The sequence below is a fragment of the Kitasatospora sp. NPDC096204 genome (assembly GCF_044763205.1).
Taxonomy (GTDB): Bacteria; Actinomycetota; Actinomycetes; order Streptomycetales; family Streptomycetaceae; genus Kitasatospora.
On record NZ_JBIWFT010000012.1, the window covers coordinates 79,964 to 95,668 of the forward strand.

The 15,705-nt window shown below is 74.9% G+C and carries 14 protein-coding genes; 9 read left to right on the forward strand and 5 right to left on the reverse strand.

The genetic code is table 11. The features are described from left to right. Positions 1–77 precede the first annotated feature (77 nt). A complete protein-coding gene (locus ACIQ87_RS15580; protein ID WP_402406233.1) occupies positions 78–764 on the forward strand; it encodes a copper homeostasis protein CutC in 687 nt (228 codons plus the stop codon). A gap of 55 nt (positions 765–819) precedes the next feature. Here the strand turns inward: ACIQ87_RS15580 and ACIQ87_RS15585 are convergent, their stop codons facing one another. Continuing rightward, positions 820–2,871 (reverse strand): HelD family protein, encoded by a 2,052-nt coding sequence (locus tag ACIQ87_RS15585; RefSeq protein WP_402406235.1) that lies wholly within the window; start codon positions 2,869–2,871, stop codon positions 820–822. A gap of 335 nt (positions 2,872–3,206) precedes the next feature. Between ACIQ87_RS15585 and ACIQ87_RS15590 the strand changes: the two genes are divergently transcribed. Further along, on the forward strand, positions 3,207–3,368 hold the full coding sequence (locus ACIQ87_RS15590; protein ID WP_402406238.1) for a hypothetical protein: 162 nt from the start codon (positions 3,207–3,209) through the stop codon (positions 3,366–3,368). A 6-nt stretch (positions 3,369–3,374) separates the two neighbouring features. Here ACIQ87_RS15590 and ACIQ87_RS15595 read toward each other — a convergent pair whose 3' ends face one another. Beyond that, positions 3,375–5,012 (reverse strand): DNA repair helicase XPB, encoded by a 1,638-nt coding sequence (locus ACIQ87_RS15595; RefSeq protein ID WP_402406240.1) that lies wholly within the window; start codon positions 5,010–5,012, stop codon positions 3,375–3,377. 125 nt (positions 5,013–5,137) lie between these two features. Between ACIQ87_RS15595 and ACIQ87_RS15600 the strand changes: the two genes are divergently transcribed. Next, positions 5,138–5,392: a hypothetical protein gene (locus ACIQ87_RS15600; protein WP_402406242.1), complete on the forward strand. Its 255-nt coding sequence runs from the start codon at positions 5,138–5,140 to the stop codon at positions 5,390–5,392. An 11-nt stretch (positions 5,393–5,403) separates the two neighbouring features. Here ACIQ87_RS15600 and ACIQ87_RS15605 read toward each other — a convergent pair whose 3' ends face one another. After that, positions 5,404–7,905 (reverse strand): helicase-associated domain-containing protein, encoded by a 2,502-nt coding sequence (locus ACIQ87_RS15605; RefSeq protein ID WP_402406244.1) that lies wholly within the window; start codon positions 7,903–7,905, stop codon positions 5,404–5,406. Between the two features lie 168 nt (positions 7,906–8,073). Here ACIQ87_RS15605 and ACIQ87_RS15610 point away from each other — a divergent pair, with 168 nt between their 5' ends. Beyond that, positions 8,074–9,009, forward strand: coding sequence for a hypothetical protein (locus ACIQ87_RS15610; RefSeq protein ID WP_402406246.1), 936 nt, complete (start codon positions 8,074–8,076; stop codon positions 9,007–9,009). A gap of 77 nt (positions 9,010–9,086) precedes the next feature. On the opposite strand, the gene ACIQ87_RS15615 is transcribed toward ACIQ87_RS15610, so the two are convergent. Continuing rightward, positions 9,087–9,722, reverse strand: a complete 636-nt coding sequence (locus tag ACIQ87_RS15615; protein WP_402406248.1) for an NAD(P)-dependent oxidoreductase — start codon at positions 9,720–9,722, stop codon at positions 9,087–9,089. Between the two features lie 177 nt (positions 9,723–9,899). Here ACIQ87_RS15615 and ACIQ87_RS15620 point away from each other — a divergent pair, with 177 nt between their 5' ends. The 4 genes from ACIQ87_RS15620 to ACIQ87_RS15635 all read left to right on the forward strand — a co-directional run bounded on the left by ACIQ87_RS15620 (position 9,900) and on the right by ACIQ87_RS15635 (position 14,112). Further along, on the forward strand, positions 9,900–10,673 hold the full coding sequence (locus ACIQ87_RS15620) for an SDR family NAD(P)-dependent oxidoreductase (protein ID WP_402406251.1): 774 nt from the start codon (positions 9,900–9,902) through the stop codon (positions 10,671–10,673). A gap of 188 nt (positions 10,674–10,861) precedes the next feature. After that, complete coding sequence (locus ACIQ87_RS15625) at positions 10,862–11,494, forward strand: TetR/AcrR family transcriptional regulator (protein WP_402406253.1); 633 nt, start codon at positions 10,862–10,864, stop codon at positions 11,492–11,494. Between the two features lie 486 nt (positions 11,495–11,980). After that, positions 11,981–13,111, forward strand: a complete 1,131-nt coding sequence (locus tag ACIQ87_RS15630) for a fatty acid desaturase family protein (protein WP_402406255.1) — start codon at positions 11,981–11,983, stop codon at positions 13,109–13,111. Positions 13,112–13,311: 200 nt separating this feature from the next. Further along, entirely contained in the window at positions 13,312–14,112 is an 801-nt protein-coding gene (locus tag ACIQ87_RS15635) for a hypothetical protein (RefSeq protein ID WP_402406258.1), read from the forward strand. Positions 14,113–14,358: 246 nt separating this feature from the next. Here ACIQ87_RS15635 and ACIQ87_RS15640 read toward each other — a convergent pair whose 3' ends face one another. Further along, entirely contained in the window at positions 14,359–14,718 is a 360-nt protein-coding gene (locus ACIQ87_RS15640) for a nuclear transport factor 2 family protein (RefSeq protein ID WP_402406260.1), read from the reverse strand. A 99-nt stretch (positions 14,719–14,817) separates the two neighbouring features. On the opposite strand from ACIQ87_RS15640, the gene ACIQ87_RS15645 reads away from it, so the two are divergent. Then, the gene (locus ACIQ87_RS15645; protein WP_402406263.1) at positions 14,818–15,693 is read left to right on the forward strand and encodes a LysR family transcriptional regulator; all 876 of its coding nucleotides are present in this window, start codon (positions 14,818–14,820) and stop codon (positions 15,691–15,693) included. The last annotated feature ends 12 nt before the right edge of the window (positions 15,694–15,705 follow it).

A 15,705-nucleotide genomic window follows, 5' to 3' on the forward strand; every position in this document is an offset into this window, starting at 1 on the left:
TTCCGGCGTGACCGGATCGGTCCCCCGGGAGTCACCGGGGGTCGCCGGGCTCCGCCGGATGTGGCAGTCTGTCGAATATGTCTAGACCAATTTTCGAAGTCATCGCGCTGACGCCCCAGGACGCCCAGGCCGCCGAGTCGGGCGGCGCCGACCGGCTCGAACTGGTCACCGACATGGCCGCCGACGGGCTCACCCCGTCCGTCGAGGACTTCGGCCGGATCCGGGCCGCCGTCGGCATCCCGCTGCGGGTCATGCTGCGGATCCGGGACGGCTTCGCCCCCGGCGACGTGGACGGGCTGTGCGCCCGGGCCGCCGCGCTGCGGGCCGAGGGTGCCGAGGAGTTCGTCCTCGGCTTCCTCGACGCCGACGGCGCCGTCGACCTGGCCGCCACCACCGCCGTCGCCGAGGCGATCGCCGGCTGCCGCTGGACCTTCCACCGGGCGATCGACCACAGCACCGACCGGGCCGCCCTGCGGGCCGCCGTCGGCGGGCTGCCCGGCCTGGACACCTTCCTCACCTCCGGCGCGGCCGCCGGGGTGGACGCCGGGCGCGAGGTGCTGTCGGCCGAGCTGGCCCGGGCCGGCGAGCCCGGGTACCGGCAGCGGATCCTGATCGGCGGCGGCCTGCGGGCCGAGCACCTGAAGGAGCTGCGGGCGGAGGGCTTCGACGCCTTCCACGTCGGCGGCGCGGTGCGGGTCGACGGCTGGCGGACGCCGGTGGACGCGGCCAGGGTCGCCGAGTGGCGGGCGCTGATCGACGCCTGAGCGCGGGCCCGCAGGGGCCGGCCCGAGGACCGGCCCCTGCGGGCGGGCCGGGCCGCTACCGCAACTGCTCGGGCAGCGGCTCGCCGTGCAGCACCGTCAGCCCGGAGACGGCGCGGGTCAGCGCCACGTACAGCCGCCGCAGTCCGGTCCGCTCGTCCGGCTCCCCGGCGATCACCGCGGCCGGCTCGTCCAGCACCACGTAGTCGTACTCCAGACCCTTGGCCAGCGAGGCCGGGACGAGGGTGAGCCGGGCCTCCGCGCTGGTCTCGGTGCCGGGGGAGAGGTACGGCAGGCCGGCCGCGGTGAGCGCCTCGGCGAACCGCGGGATGCGGGCGTCGGCGGCGATCAGTCCGGTCGAGCCCTCGTGCTCCAGTGCCTCCCGGCAGGCTGCGAGGACCGCCTCCGTGCCGTCCCCGTCCGGGATCGGACGGATCGTCAGCGAGCCGGGCGCCTCGCGGACCGAGGAGGCCGGGGCCAGGCCGGGGGCGATCGCCGGGAGCAGCCGGGAGGCGTACGCGATGACCTCCTCCGGCACCCGGAAGCCCTTGGTCAGCTCCTCGATGTGCGCCTCCGGCTTGCCCAGGTGGCGCAGCGCCTCCGGCCAACTCGCCGTCGCCCACGGGGTGGTGCCCTGGGCGAGGTCGCCGAGGACGGTCGCCGAGCCGGTGGTGCAGCGGCGGCCGACCGCGCGGTACTGCATCGGGGAGAGGTCCTGGGCCTCGTCCAGGACCACGTGCCCGAGCGAGGGGGTGCGCTGCACCAGGTCGGTCGCCTCGTCCACCAGGACGGCGTCGGCCGCCGTCCAGCGGGCCGTCTTCACCGAGCGGCCGGGCTTGGGCCACAGCACCGCCAGCTGCTCCTCGGGCGTCAGCACGCCCTCGGCGCACTCGGCCAGGAACTCCGGCTCGGAGAGCAGCCGCAGGACCAGCTTCGCCGGGTCGACGGCCGGCCAGCACTCCTTGACCACCGCCTTGACGGCGCTGTTGCGGGCCACCGCGTCCTGCACCCGGTCGTCCGGGGCCTCGCCGCCCTGCTCCATCTTCAGCAGCACGGCGTGCGCGATGCGCTGCGGCAGGGCGTCCCTGGAGGCGCCGTAACGGACCTCGCGGCCCTTCAACTCCTCGATGATCTCGACCAGTTCGGACACCGGCACGCGCCAGCGGCGGGAGCCGCGGACCACCACGCAGGGCTCGGTGGGCAGTGAGATGCCCGAGCGCACGGCCCGGCGCAGCACCTCGGCCATCCGGGCGTCACCCTTCAGCCGGGCCGCCTCCGGGGTGTCCTCGCCCCTCACCTCGACGTGCCCGACCAGCTGCTGCACGGTGGCCTGGGCGACGTCCAGCTCGCCGAGGGCCGGGAGCACCTGCTCGATGTAGGAGAGGAAGGCGTTGTTCGGCCCGATCACCAGGGTGCCGGTACGGGCCAGCCGCTCGCGGTGCGCGTACAGCAGGTACGCGACGCGGTGCAGGCCGACGGCGGTCTTCCCGGTGCCGGGCGCCCCCTGGACGCAGATGGTGCCCGTGATGTCGGAGCGGACGATCTCGTCCTGCTCGGGCTGGATGGTGGCGACGATGTCGCGCATCGGGCCGACGCGGGGCTTCTCGATCTCGGCGGCCAGCAGGGCGGAGGTCTGCTCCGTCTCGGCCGGGTCGGTGAGGTGCTCGTCCTCGTAGGCGGTGAGCTCGCCGCCGGTGTAGCCGAAGCGGCGGCGGCGCTCGACGTCCATCGGCTCGGTGCGGCTGGCCCGGTAGAACGGCTGGGAGACCGGCGCGCGCCAGTCGATCACCATCGGGTCGCCGTCGGCGTCGTGGACGTGCCGGCGGCCGATGTAGAAGCTCTCCCCGCCGCTGCCCTCGGACAGTTCCTCGCTGATCGCGTGGAGGTAGTCGAGGCGGCCGAAGAACAGCGGGGTGTGCGAGAGGTCGGCCAGTGCGGCGATCCTGGCCTCGATCTGGTTCTGCAGGACGAGGGTGGTGACCCAGCTGCCGGTCACGTCGCGGATGTCGAGCGACTCGACGTCCGCGCGCATGGCGCGCAGCGCGGCCCGGGACGCGGCCAGGTGGTCGCGTTCGCGCTGGAGGGGGTCGGTGGTGGGGGTGGCGGGCACAGCGAACCTTCCCGGCTGCCCCGGTGGCGGGTGCAGCGGATCGTAGGAGCTCACGGTGGGCACGCCGACCGGTTGCCGTGCGGTCGGCACCTCCCCCGGCTGCCTGCGGGACTTCAGCAGGTACCACGGTTCGGGAGGGGGCAGACGGACGATCTTAGACCCGTCCGCCCCGGGGTTCCAGCCGTGCCCCTCCCGGGGTTCCGGCCGTGAGGGCCTCGGGGTTCGCCCTACCCCGGTCCCGGGGTCCGCCCTACATCCGCAGGACGACCCGCGCACCTGCGGATACGGCCTTTGGAGTGATGCCGACGGCCGTCCGGGTGCCTACCGTTGAAGACATGAGCACCACGAACCGAACCCCCCGATCCGGCCCGTCCGGCGCCACCGCCGTCTCCGGGCGTCACCGCAACCCGCTCAGCGCCGCCGTCCGCAACGTCGGCATCGCCCTGGACACCGCCGCGCGCGTGATCTTCCTCGGGCGCGACGGTGTCCGGTACTGACGCGCCCTACAGCACGTCGTCCGCGTCGATGATCCGGTACGCGTAGCCCTGCTCGGCCAGGAAGCGCTGCCGGTGGGCGGCGAAGTCCTGGTCCACGGTGTCCCGGGCGACCACCGAGTAGAAGTGCGCCGCGTGGCCGTCCGCCTTGGGACGCAGCACCCGGCCGAGGCGCTGGGCCTCCTCCTGGCGGGAGCCGAAGGTCCCGGAGACCTGGATGGCGACGGTGGCCTCGGGCAGGTCGATCGAGAAGTTCGCGACCTTGGAGACCACCAGGACGCCGATCTCCTTGTTCCGGAAGGCGTCGAAGAGCTTCTCGCGCTGGGCGTTGCTGGTCTCGCCCTTGATCACCGGGGCGTCCAGGGCCTCGCCGAGCTCGTCCAGCTGGTCGATGTACTGGCCGATGATCAGCGTCTGGTCCTTCTCGTGCTTCCTGACCAGCGCCTCCACCACCCGCCGCTTGGTCGCCGTGGTGGCGCAGAAGCGGTAGCGCTCCTCCGGCTCGGCGGTCGCGTAGGCGAGCCGCTCGGAGTCGGTCAGGGTGACCCGCACCTCGCAGCAGTCGGCCGGGGCGATGTAGCCCTGCGCCTCGATCTCCTTCCACGGCGCGTCGAAGCGCTTGGGGCCGATCAGGCTGAACACGTCGCCCTCGCGGCCGTCCTCGCGCACCAGCGTGGCGGTCAGGCCGAGCCGGCGGCGGGCCTGGAGGTCGGCGGTGAACTTGAACACCGGCGCGGGCAGCAGGTGCACCTCGTCGTAGACCACCAGGCCCCAGTTGCGGGCGTCGAACAGCTCCAGGTGGGCGTAGACGCCCTTCCGCTTGGTCGTCATCACCTGGTAGGTGGCGATCGTGACCGGGCGGATCTCCTTCCGCGTCCCGCTGTACTCGCCGATCTCGTCCTCGGTGAGCGAGGTGCGCTTGACCAGCTCGTGCTTCCACTGGCGGGCCGAGACGGTGTTGGTGACCAGGATCAGCGTGGTCGACTTGGCGTGCGCCATCGCCGCCGCGCCGACCAGCGTCTTGCCGGCGCCGCAGGGCAGCACGACCACGCCCGAGCCGCCGTGCCAGAACCCCTCGACGGCATGCGCCTGGTACGGGCGCAGCTGCCAGCCGTCCTCCTCCAGGTGGATCGGGTGCGCCTCGCCGTCGACGTACCCGGCGAAGTCCTCGGCGGGCCAGCCGAGCTTGAGCAGCACCTGCTTGATCTGCCCGCGCTCGGAGGGGTGGACCACCACGGTGTCCGGGTCGACCCGGGCGCCGACCAGCGGGACGATCTTCTTGGAGCGCAGCACCTCCTCCAGCACCGGCCGGTCGGTAGTGGTGAGCACCAGCCCGTGGGTCGGGTGCTTGACCAGCTGGAGCCGCCCGTACCGGCCCATGGTGTCCGCCACGTCCACCAGCAGCGCGTGCGGCACCGGGTAGCGCGAGTACGTCACCAGGGCGTCCACCACCTGCTCGGCGTCGTGCCCGGCCGCCCGCGCGTTCCACAGCCCGAGCGGCGTCACCCGATATGTGTGCACGTGCTCGGGCGCCCGCTCCAACTCGGCGAACGGCGCGATGGCGCGACGGCAGTCGGCGGCCTTGGGGTGGTCGATCTCCAGGAGCAGAGTCTTGTCGCTCTGGACGATGAGCGGTCCGTCGTTCACGCGGGGGAGCCCTCCACTGGCTGACAGGGTGGATTGACGCAGACCCTCCAGTGTCGCGCATCGCGGGGGTTGCGTGGGAGGCCGCTCGGAGTGACCACGGTGCGTGCTCGCTCGTTGAGCGGGCCATGAAGAAGTCGAAGCGTGTTCTCACCGCCCTCGCCCTGATGGGCTCGGCCTTCGCGGCCACCGCGTCCTCGGCCGGTTCGGCGCATGCCCTCGCGGGCATCGGGGAGGGGCCCGGCGGGCTGCTCGCGGCGCCCGGGTTCCTGTTGGCGGACACCGTCACCGGGGGTGCGATGCCGGTCGGGCAGGGGCAGATCGGCAGCCTGGCGGACCAGGCCGTCCAGGAGAAGATGAAGGAGGCGCAGCAGGGGCACTGAGCGCCCCGGGGTCACTCGTCGAGTTCCGCGACGCCGGTGATGCGGTGCAGGGCGAAGGTGCGGAGTTCGTCGGCGTGGTGGTCGAAGGCGGTGACGAAGCCGCCTTCGACCTTGACCGGGTCGATGATCCGCTGGCTGGCGATGCCCTCGGCGTTGAGGTAGCCGATCCACATGCGTTCGCCGAGCAGGACGGCCGTCTGGAGGGCGGCCAGGGTCTCTGCGGCGGCGGTGCGGGGGAGGTGGCGCGGGTCGGAGGTGGGCTCGCGGCGGGTGGCGGTGGCGGCGCGGTCGCCGGCCCGGATGGCCTTGATGGCGGCCGCGAGCAGGGTGTCGTCGGGGGTGGGTGGCCCGTCGGGGACGGGCACGGGGGCGGTCCGGGGCGGGGTGCGGTGGCTGTCCGGGCGGGTGATCAGCACGTCGCCTTCGGCGGACTCGGCGGCCGGGGCGTAGCCCATGGCGCGCAGGGCGGCGAGCAGGACGTCCGGGGCGGCCTGGGCGGCGAGGACGGTGGGGGCGAGCAGCCGGAGCCGCAGGTCGGCGGAGCGGCGGTCGGCGAGCACTTCGCCGAGCAGTGACGGGTCGTCGCAGCGCAGGTAGGAGGAGGCGGCGCCGACCCGCAGGATGCCGTGCCGGCGGGCGACGTCGTCGATCAGGTAGGCGAGCGGCTGCGGGACGGGTGTGCGGCTGTGCTGCTCCAGGAAGGTCCGCAGGTCGGTGGCGGTGCGGCCGGCGTCGAGGGCGCGGCGGACCGAGGCCGGGGTGAAGCGGTAGACGGTGGCGCCGCCCTTGGACTCGATGTCGGCGCACAGGGCGAGGGCCTGGGCGAGCGGGGTGAGCAGCGGGCCGGGGGCGATCGCGGTGAGGTCCGGCTGGAGGATCACGTGGTCCAGCGGCTGCGGGAGCAGCGGGGCGAGCACCTCGGCCGGGTCGGACTCGGCGGTGAGCAGCGCGCGGGCGGGGGCGGCCAGGGCGCCGCGGCCGGTGATGCCGAGGAGTTCGGCCTCGTCGAGGGTCCAGGCGGTGAGCTCGTCGCGCAGTTCGCGGCCGTCCGGGCCGGTGGGGCCGCCGCGCAGCGGGCGCTGCCAGCGCAGGGTGGGGAGCAGTTCCTCGGCGGTGGCCGGGGTGCCGGGCGGGAGTTCGGCGAGCAGGGCGAGGGCGGCGCGGCGGACGGACGGGGCGAGGGTGCGGTCGAGTTCGGGGCCGAGGGCGGCGCGCGGCTTGCCCCGGCCGTCCGGGGTGCCGGTGAGGGAGGGGACGCGGGTGGCGGCGAGCCACGCGGTGGCCAGTACGGACCAGCGCTCGGCGGTGTCCAGGTGCAGCCAGGCGTCGTACCCCGGGGTGGGGGCCCAGTGTTCGTCCACCTCGCCGTCGGGGGCCAGCAGCCCAGCGGTGTAGGCGAGTTCGAGCCAGAAGGCGGTCTGCTGCTCGGTGTTCTCCAGGGCCTGGGCGGTGCGCTTGAGGTCGCGGACGCCGAGGCCGCCGGCGCGCAGGGTCGGCGGCGGGGTGAGGCCCCAGCCGTCCAGCAGTTCCTCGACGGTCTTGACCGCGGTGTGCGCCTGGCCGGCCGCGGCGCCGTCCACGGCCCGGGGGTCGCGCGGGGCGGCGGCGGGCGCCGGCTCGGGCTGGACCGGTTCGACGGTGCGGTGGGTGCGGCCGCCGCGCAGGTGCAGTGCGAGTTCGCGGGGCAGGACGACGCTGCCGGGGCTGGTGGGCAGCAGCAGGCCGCGGGCGAGCAGCCATTCGACCGGGCTCTGGGCGTCCTCGGCGGTGACCGGGCGGGTGGCGTCCGGGACGGTGCCGGTGGGCGGGCCCCAGACCAGCCGTTCCAGCAGCCGCAGCGAGGCCTCGGGTGCGGTGGCGAGCAGTGCGGCGCAGCGGGTGCGGTCGGTGAGCAGCGCGGTGAGCGCGGCGATGGCGCTGACCGGGTCCGGGGTGGCGGGCTGCCCGGCCGAGGCGAGCAGCTGCTGCAGCCGGGCCGGGGACATGCCGACGGTGGCGTCGGCGAGGGTGGGGCCGAGTCCGGTGCGGCCCGGGTTGGTGGCGGTCGGGGCGAGCGCCTCGCGGACGGCGAGGACCAGCCGCAGCCCGTTGTCCGGGCCCCAGAGCAGCGCCCGGTCGCGCAGGGTGGCGATCGCGCGCGGCAGGGCGGTGGCGACGGCGGACCGGTCGGCCGGGGTGAGCGGGGTCGCGCCGGGGTGCGGCTTGACCTTCGCCGGGCCGGTCAGCAGGGTGCGGACGGTGCTCAGCGAGGTGCCGTCCGGGGCGGTGGCCAGCGCCTCGGCGACCTGGAGGGTGAAGCGGTCGAGCCGCTCCAGGGCGCGCAGTGCGGAGGCGCGCGAGGAGAGCCGGGCGGACAGCTGGGTGAGGTCCCCGGGGACGGGGTTCAGCAGGTCGGGGCGGGAGCGGAGCAGGGCGGCGAGCGCGTCGTCGGGACGGGAGCGCAGCTCCTCGGCGAGGGTGCGCGGGCCGGTGGCGGACCTGCCCCGGCGTTGAGGGCCCTGCTGTGTGGTCATTCGACCTAGGTTAGTCGGGCGAGAGGACGGCGCGGTGTCCCTCGGCCGCCGTACCTCCGACGCACCGCCGGGGGCGCGGACGGACTCGCGCGGGCGGGGGCGGGGTGGGTAGCGTCACGCCGAGGGCGGTTCGGTGGCGGCCGGTACGGGCGAGGCGGGGTGGTCGGTGTGACGGACGGCGAGTGGTGGCGCAAGAGCGGGCCGTGGAGCGAGCGTTCCGGCGGCGGTTCGGCCGACCGTCCGGCGGCCGGTCCGGACGCCGGCCCGGGCGAGACCGCGCCCGGCGCCGCCCCGGAGGCACCGTCCGCCCCCGCCCCGGAGCGTGACCCCGACAGCGTGTACGACCCGCCGGCGCCGAGCGCGGCCGGTATCCCGTCGGTGCCGCTGGACCTGCCGGACCTGGCCGCCGTCGAGGAGCGGTCGGACGCGATCCCGCCGCCGACGGTGTCGAGCACCGGCCCGTGGACGATGACGCTCTTCGACTTCTCGGACGGGCCGCGGCCCGGGCCGAAGCCGATCCCCGAGCAGCGCACGGCCGAGGAGGAGGCGGCAGCGGCCGCGCCCGCGGCGGAGCCGGCGAAGCCCGCGGACCTGAAGAAGAAGCCGCGCCGGGGCCTGTTCAGGCCGGCCCCGGCCCCCGCCGCTCCCCCCGTGCCGCCCCAGGCCCCGGCCGGGAAGGCCGGGCGCAAGGCCAGGGGCAGGGGCAAGGACAAGGGCAAGGTGGCGGAGAAGGACGCGTCCGCCCGCAAGCCCTCCCCGCTGATCCTGCTGTCCTGCCTCCTGCTGGTGGGCGGGGCGGTCTCCGGGTTCTTCCCGGCGATGCTGGCCGGCTGGGGCCTCGGGTACCTGTCCCGCCGGATCTCCGAGCTGATGCGCAAGTTCGTGATCCTCGGCATTCCGCTGATCACGATGAGCGCGACCACCCTCTACTCCATGCAGCGGGCCAAGCAGGGCGGGGGACAGGGCGGCGGCCTCCAGACGGGCTCGCCGCTGGGCGAGATCAGCTGGTCGTCGGCCCCGACCGTGCTGCGGGTGTCCGCCGTGCTGTCGGCGGTGGTCCTGCTGCTGCTCGCCATGCGCCGCCGCCCGCCGCAGGAGGGCTGAGCCGGGGCCGTAGCGGCGGTCCTCCCAGGCCGGTCGGAGCCTGAGCCGACGCCGTGATGCTCCAGTCGGCGGCCGGGTCAGTCGTCGGCGAGGTGGACGAGGCGGCGGAAGGTCTCCGGGTCGCCGAGGTGGCCGACGATCCACCGGGCGACGGTGGCGCGGGTGACGGTGCCGGCGCGGGGGAGCGGCCGGTCGTACGAGACCTGGGGGCCCGGGGCCGGCGGGCCGTCCTTGAGCATCGGCACCCGGACCACCGTCCAGGCGGTGTCGGACCCGGCGAGCACTGACTCCATCCGGGCGAGGTCGTGGTGGATCTCCCGGTACAGCCGGTCGACCACCAGCGTGGCCACCATCCGCTGGGCGAACGGGAGCCGGCTGGTGTCCAGGCCCGCCGAGCTCATCGTCACCAGGTGTCCGGCGCCGCCGTCCCGCAGCGCCGCGGTCAGCTCGCGGGCGCCGTCGGAGAAGACGGAGGTGGCCCGGCGACCGGTGGTGCCGAGGGTGGCGACGACGGCGTCCTGGCCGTTCAGCGGGCCGTGCAGGGAGCCCGGCCGGCCGACGTCGGCCCGTGCGGTGAGCGGGGTGCCGTGCGGGAAGGCCGGCAGCCGGGCGGGGTCGCGGGCGACGGCGGTCACGGTGTGTCCGGCGGCCAGCGCGAGGTCGACCACCAGGCGGCCGGTGCGCCCGGTGGCTCCCACGACTGCGATCCTCATCGGTTCCTCCTGGGGATGCCCGGGACTCGGGGGTTCGGGCTCGGGGTTCGGGCTCGGCTCGGGCCTGGGCTCGGGCCCCGGTCCGGCGGTGGTTGTCATTCATTCAGACGGGCTGTATGAATGAAATCAAGTGAACCACAGCACATCCCGAGCGCAAGCCCAAAGGAGCGATGGGACATGGGAGTTCGACAGGCTCAGTACCCCGATCTGGACGGCCGGGTGGTCGTGATCACCGGCGGCAGCCGTGGCATCGGTGCGGAGACCGCCCGCGCCTTCGCCCGGCAGGGCGCGGCCGTCGCCGTCCTCGGCCGCGACGAGGCGGCGCTGACGGCGGTGGCCGAAGAGCTGCGGGCGGAGGGGGCCCGGGCACTCGGGCTGGTCGCCGACTGCACGGACGCGGCGGCGCTCGGCTCCGCCGCCGCCAGGATCGGCCGGGACCTCGGCCCGGTCTCCGTCCTGGCCGCCTTCGCCGGCGGTGACGGCTACCCGGTGTCGACCGTCCACGAGACCGAGGAGCACTGGCGGGCCGTGCTGGACGGCAACCTCACCGCCACCTTCCTCACCGTCCGGGCCTTCCTGCCCGGCCTGTTGGTCCGCGGCGGCGGCTCGATCGTCACCATGGCCTCCACGGCGGGCCGGCTGCCCGGCGGATCCTCCGCGGCGTACGCCACGGCCAAGGCGGGGGTGCTGATGTTCACCCGGCACCTCGCGCTGGAGGTCGCCGACGAGGGCGTACGGGTCAACGCCGTCGCGCCGGGTGCCGTCCGCACCGAGCGGACCGCCGCGCGGATGCCGCCCGAGGTGCAGGCCGCGGTCGCCGCCGCGCACCCGCTGGGCCGGCTCGGCGAGCCGGTGGACATCGCCTCGGCCGCGCTCTTCCTGGCCTCCGACGCGTCCTCCTGGATCACCGGGCAGACCCTGGACGTCAGCGGCGGGAGGATCATGCTCTGAGCCGCGGGGCCGTCCCGCCGGGCGCCCGGTGCGGCCGGGCCGGGCGTCGGTGCGGGCTCCGGTGCGGGCTCCGGTGCGGGCGCCGTACCCGACGCCGGGGCGGCCGGGTCGGATGCGGGCGCGGCCCGGTCCGGGTGAACCGATCGGCGATACTGCCAGTTCACGCGGAACGAGTGGAGGCGAGCGGGATGAGCCCCCGGTCCTACCGGATGGGACAGCGGCAGGCGGAGGTCGACGAGACCCGCGCCCGGATCGTCGCGGCCGCCCGCGCGCACCTGGCCGAGACCGGCGGGGTCTCGTTGGACGCGGTCGCCCGCCGCGCGGACGTCGCCCGGGCGACCGTCTACTACCAGTTCGGCTCCAAGGCGGGCCTGCTGGAGGCGGTCTGCGACGCCCTCGCCGAGCAGGGCGGCATGGCCCGGCTCGCCGAGGCCTTCACCCTGGCCGACCCCTGGGCGGCGGTGGACCGCTTCGTCGAGGTGATGGGCGGCTTCTGGGCGTTCGACCGGGTCTGCACCCGCCGCCTTCGGGCGCTCGCCGCGCTCGACGAGGAGGTGGGCCGGGTCATCGCCGACCGTGACGCCCGCCGCCGCCAGGGAGCCGCCGTCCTGGTCGGCCGCCTGTCCGCCGCCCCGCCGGACGCGGCGAGCCTGCTGTTCGTCCTCACCGCCTTCGAGACCTACGACGCGCTGGCGACGGAGGCGGAGATCGCGCAGGCGGAGGAGGGGACGTCGGGCGGCACCGGCGACCTGACGGTGGCCACCGGGGCCGTCATCCGCCTGGTCCGCGCCGCCCTGGGCGGGCCGGGGGACGTGCTGTAGGGGGCGAGGCCCGCGGGTCTCGGTTCAGGGGGAGCGCCTTGACGCCCGAGAGCAGCTGGACGAGCCGGAACCGGCCGTCCCCGGCGCCGCAGGACGGCCTGGTGTCGGCGGCGCCGGCGACGGCAGTGGGCGCCGGGCCGACCGGCGCGGCGAGGGGCATCGCCGTGCCGGCGAGCGCGGCGAAGCGCGGGAAGGGGAGCACGAGGGGGGCTCCGTGCTGTGCTGCGGCCGCTCTGATCGAGCGGCCGTCATGCAGGAGGCTTCCCTGGGAGCCCGATGTCCCCGGCCGGCGCGCGGGAACTTCCCGTGAACGACCGGCGTGTCCGGCCGCCGCCGATTACCGGGAGGCCGGATCAGCCCGGCCGCCGGGCCGCCATCGGAGCGGCGCGGCGGGCTGGCACCCCGTGCGGGCAGGGGGTTAACACCCGTACGGGACGGGTGCTTTCCCCGTTCTGCGGGCCGGCCGGTCACGGCCAGACTCTGGGCATGCCCGCGCAGCCCGTGATGACGCCCGAAGCACCCGAAGCACCCGAAGTCCGCGAAGTCCGCGAAGTACCTGGAGCGCCCGACGCCCGCGCCGCCCCGCGGCCGGGGAGCGGCGGCAGCGACTTCGCCGAGTTGACCCGCCGGATAGCCGCCGAGGGCCTGCTCGACCGCCGCCCCGGCTACTACGCCGTCCGCGCGGGCCTGGTGCTCGCCGCCTTCCTCGGCGGCTGGTGCGCCCTGTTCGCGCTGGGCGACACCTGGTGGCAGCTCGGTCTGGCGGCGGCGATGGCCGTCGTCTTCGCCCAGATCGGTCTGCTCTCCCACGACCTGGCGCACCGTCAGGTCTTCGATCGGCGGGTGCCGAGCGAGATCGGCGGCCGGATCGCCGCCAACCTGCTGATGGGCATGAGCTACGGCTGGTGGATGAACAAGCACACCCGCCACCACGCCAACCCGAACCACGAGGAGCGGGACCCGGACGTCGCCCCCGATCTCCTGGTGTGGTCCGGGCGGCAGGCCCGGCAGGCGAGCGGCCTCGCCCGGTTCATCGGCCGCCGGCAGGCGTACCTGTTCGTCCCGCTGCTCCTGCTGGAGGGCCTCAACCTCAGCTTCAACAGCTTCCGGGCGCTGCGCAGCCCCGTGATGAAGCGCCCGGTGCTGGAGGGCGTGCTGCTGGTGGTCCACTTCGCCGGCTACCTCGGCCTGGTGTTCGCGGCGCTCCCGGCGGGCAAGGCGGTCGCCTTCCTCGCCGTGCACCAGGCGCTGCTCGGCGTCTACCTGGGCTCCGTCTTCGCCCCGAACCACAAGGGGATGCTGATGGTGACGCCCGGGATGAGGCTCGACTTCCTGCGCCGCCAGGTGCTCACCTCGCGCAACGTCCGGGGCGGGCCGGTCGTCGACTCGGTGATGGGCGGCCTCAACTACCAGGTGGAGCACCACCTGTTCCCCAGCATGCCGACCCCGGCCCTCGGGCGGGCGGCCCGGATCACCAGGGAGTTCTGCGCCGAGAAGGGCGTCCCGTACTACGAGACGGGCCTGTTCCGCTCCTACCGGGAGATCTTCGCCCACCTGCACCGGACGGGTGAGCCGATCCGCTCCGGCTCGGGCGCCGGTTCCGGTCCGGGCGCGTGAGGGCCCCGCTTCCGCGGCTTGAGGCTCTGAGGCTCTGAGGCCCTGAGATTCTGCGGCCCTGAGGTCCTGAACACCGTTGTCCCGCACGGGAAGTCGGATCCGCCGACTTCCCGTGCGGGACAGCTTCCGGCGGCACCGCCCGTCCGCGCGCGCGTTCGCGCCCGTACGATGCCCGAGTGGGGGGTGGGCGGACGCCGGGGGTGGGTGTGGTTCGGTTCTGGCTGAGGTGGGTGCTGGTCGCGGTCCTCGGGGCGGCAGCCGTGTTCGGCAGCTGGGCGGGGTGGCGGCTCTACCGCGCCACGGCCATTCCGGCCCCGCCGGACGTCCCGGGCCTGGCGCGGGCCGCGGACACCGCCGAGGCCCGCCGGGCGGCCGAGGAGCGGATGGCGGACCGGATCGACCGGCTGCCGGAACTGCTGCCGTGGGCCCAGGGGTTGGGGCGGTCCACGGTCGACGTGTGCCGGACCGACTACCGCGGCGACCTCTGGATCCGGGGCAAGTGGCTGCCGACGGCCTGCGAGCGGACCGTGAACGTGTACCTGGCCTTCGACGGGGCCGACGTCCGCGCCCGGCTGGCCGATCTGGACGGCTACCTGGACGGCCAGGGCTGGCGGAGCTCGCAGCGGTGGAAGGGCCTGGTCGCGGCCGACGAGTACGACCGCCTGCCGCCCGCCGACCCGGCCCCGGAGGAGGCGCAGGAAGCGGCGGCCAGGCCGATCACCCCGTCCGTGGAGTTCGAGGCGGCGACGGACGAGGCGGTGCGGACGGAGCTGGTCGTGAGCGTCGCCCGGCCGCCGGGGCCCGAACGCCTGACCTCCGGCGAGGACTACTGGTACGAGAAGTACGGCAGCCGGCGCTACCGGAACGACGAGGGGCAGCGGTCCGAGTACCTGACCTGGCAGCCCGTGCGGCCGAGCGAGGTCACCAGGCCGGCCGAGGGGCGGTACGTGGCGGTCCTCGGCTTCACCACCAGGTACGTGGAGAAGCGGGAAACGCCGTAGCCCCCGCCGGGCCGTCCCGTTCCCGGGGGCGGTCAGCCCCTCGCGCCGGGCGGCGGCGAGAGCGGCAGGGTGGCGGTGACCCGGAAGCCCGAGCGGTAGGGCGAGGCGGTCAGCTCGCCGCCGAACAGCGCGATGCGCTGTGGTGGGGCTCCCGAAGGGGGAGTGGAACGGTTGGGTCCTTCACTCCAGTGGCAGCGCGCCCCACCGTGCGTCGCCCGCGGGGGATGACCGCTCGGGTGAGTCGTCTCAGCCGCCGAAGCCGGCCAGCAGTCCGCGCGGGTCGAAGGTGACCCGGATCCGGGTGATCCTCCCGTCCTCGACGTGCATCCAGTTCGCGGTCGGCGCCGGCGGCGCGATGCTCGTGCACAGTTCGAACCAGGTGATCACCTCGTCGCCCTCGGCCACCCGGACCTTCACGTCGATCTTCTCCAGCACCTGCCCGAGCCCCTTCAGGCCGGCCAGCGCCTCCTCCACTCCGGAGGCCGTCCCCAGCGCGCCGACGAAGTCGACGTCGTCGGCCAGCAGGCCCCGGACGGTCACGAAGTCGCCCGCCTCCCAGGCGGCGAAGTAGGTCTCGGCAAGCTCACGCGCGGTGTTCGTCGTCATGTCTCCATCCTCCGAGCCCCGCATCCATCCGTCCAACAGATGAATCGGATGGTGTCCATCTCTTCGAGTTATGGGTCCCGTCGAATATCGTCGGCTGTCATGGAGATGCACCAGCTGCGCTACTTCGCCGCCGTGGTCGACGAGGGCACCTTCACCGCGGCCGCGGCCCGGCTGCACGTGAGCCAGTCCGGCATCAGCACCCAGGTGGCCAAGCTGGAGCGCGAACTGGGCCAGCAGCTGCTCGACCGGGCCGGCCGGCAGGTGCGGCTCACCCCGGCCGGGGTGGCGGTCCTCCCGCTGGCGAAGAACGCCCTGGCCACCCTCGACGCCATCCGGCACACCGCCGCCGAGTTCGCCGACGCCGTCCGTGGCCGGGTCCGGCTCGGCATGATCACGGGCTGCTCGATCCCGCCGTTCCTGGACGCCGTCGCCGACCTCGGCCGCAGCCATCCCGGCATCGAACTCAGCCTGCACGAGGGGCACTCCGAGGACCTCCAGGCGCAGGTCCTGGCGGGCTCCCTCGACCTGGCCCTGATCGGTTACGCGGGCGAGGTCTCCCCGGGGCTGGAGGCCACCGTCGCCGTCGACGAGCCGATCGCCGCCGTCGTGCCCGCCGGGCACCCCCTCGACCGGGCGCGGCTCCGACTGGCCGACCTGCGGGGCGAGAAGATCCTCTGTCTCTCCCCGGGCACCGGCATCCGCGCCGCCTACCGGGACTCCTGCCGCCTGCTCGGCCTGGACCCGCGGGTGGACATCGAGGCCAGCTCCCCGGTCGCGCTGCTCAGGCTCGCCGAGCGCGGCGCGGGCGTGGCCGTCCTCAGCGCCTCCTCCGCCGGGGGCGCCGGGCTGCGGGCCGTCCCGCTGGTCGACGCCGCCACCCGCGCCAGGCTCGGCCTGGTCGTCCGTCACGACCAACCCTCCCCGGCCGTACGGCTGTTGGTGGCCAGGTTGCGGGCGGCGCTCAGCTTCGCGTGAGCTCGCGGGCAC

Bases quoted from the DNA above. Each gene is read 5' to 3' on its own strand.
- ACIQ87_RS15580 (WP_402406233.1), top strand. From the start codon at position 78: ATGTCTAGACCAATTTTCGAAGTCATCGCGCTGACGCCCCAGGACGCC.
- ACIQ87_RS15590 (WP_402406238.1), top strand. From the start codon at position 3,207: ATGAGCACCACGAACCGAACCCCCCGATCCGGCCCGTCCGGCGCCACC.
- ACIQ87_RS15600 (WP_402406242.1), top strand. From the start codon at position 5,138: ATGAAGAAGTCGAAGCGTGTTCTCACCGCCCTCGCCCTGATGGGCTCG.
- ACIQ87_RS15605 (WP_402406244.1), bottom strand. From the start codon at position 7,905: ATGACCACACAGCAGGGCCCTCAACGCCGGGGCAGGTCCGCCACCGGC.
- ACIQ87_RS15615 (WP_402406248.1), bottom strand. From the start codon at position 9,722: ATGAGGATCGCAGTCGTGGGAGCCACCGGGCGCACCGGCCGCCTGGTG.
- ACIQ87_RS15620 (WP_402406251.1), top strand. From the start codon at position 9,900: ATGGGAGTTCGACAGGCTCAGTACCCCGATCTGGACGGCCGGGTGGTC.
- ACIQ87_RS15625 (WP_402406253.1), top strand. From the start codon at position 10,862: ATGAGCCCCCGGTCCTACCGGATGGGACAGCGGCAGGCGGAGGTCGAC.
- ACIQ87_RS15630 (WP_402406255.1), top strand. From the start codon at position 11,981: ATGCCCGCGCAGCCCGTGATGACGCCCGAAGCACCCGAAGCACCCGAA.
- ACIQ87_RS15640 (WP_402406260.1), bottom strand. From the start codon at position 14,718: ATGACGACGAACACCGCGCGTGAGCTTGCCGAGACCTACTTCGCCGCC.
- ACIQ87_RS15645 (WP_402406263.1), top strand. From the start codon at position 14,818: ATGGAGATGCACCAGCTGCGCTACTTCGCCGCCGTGGTCGACGAGGGC.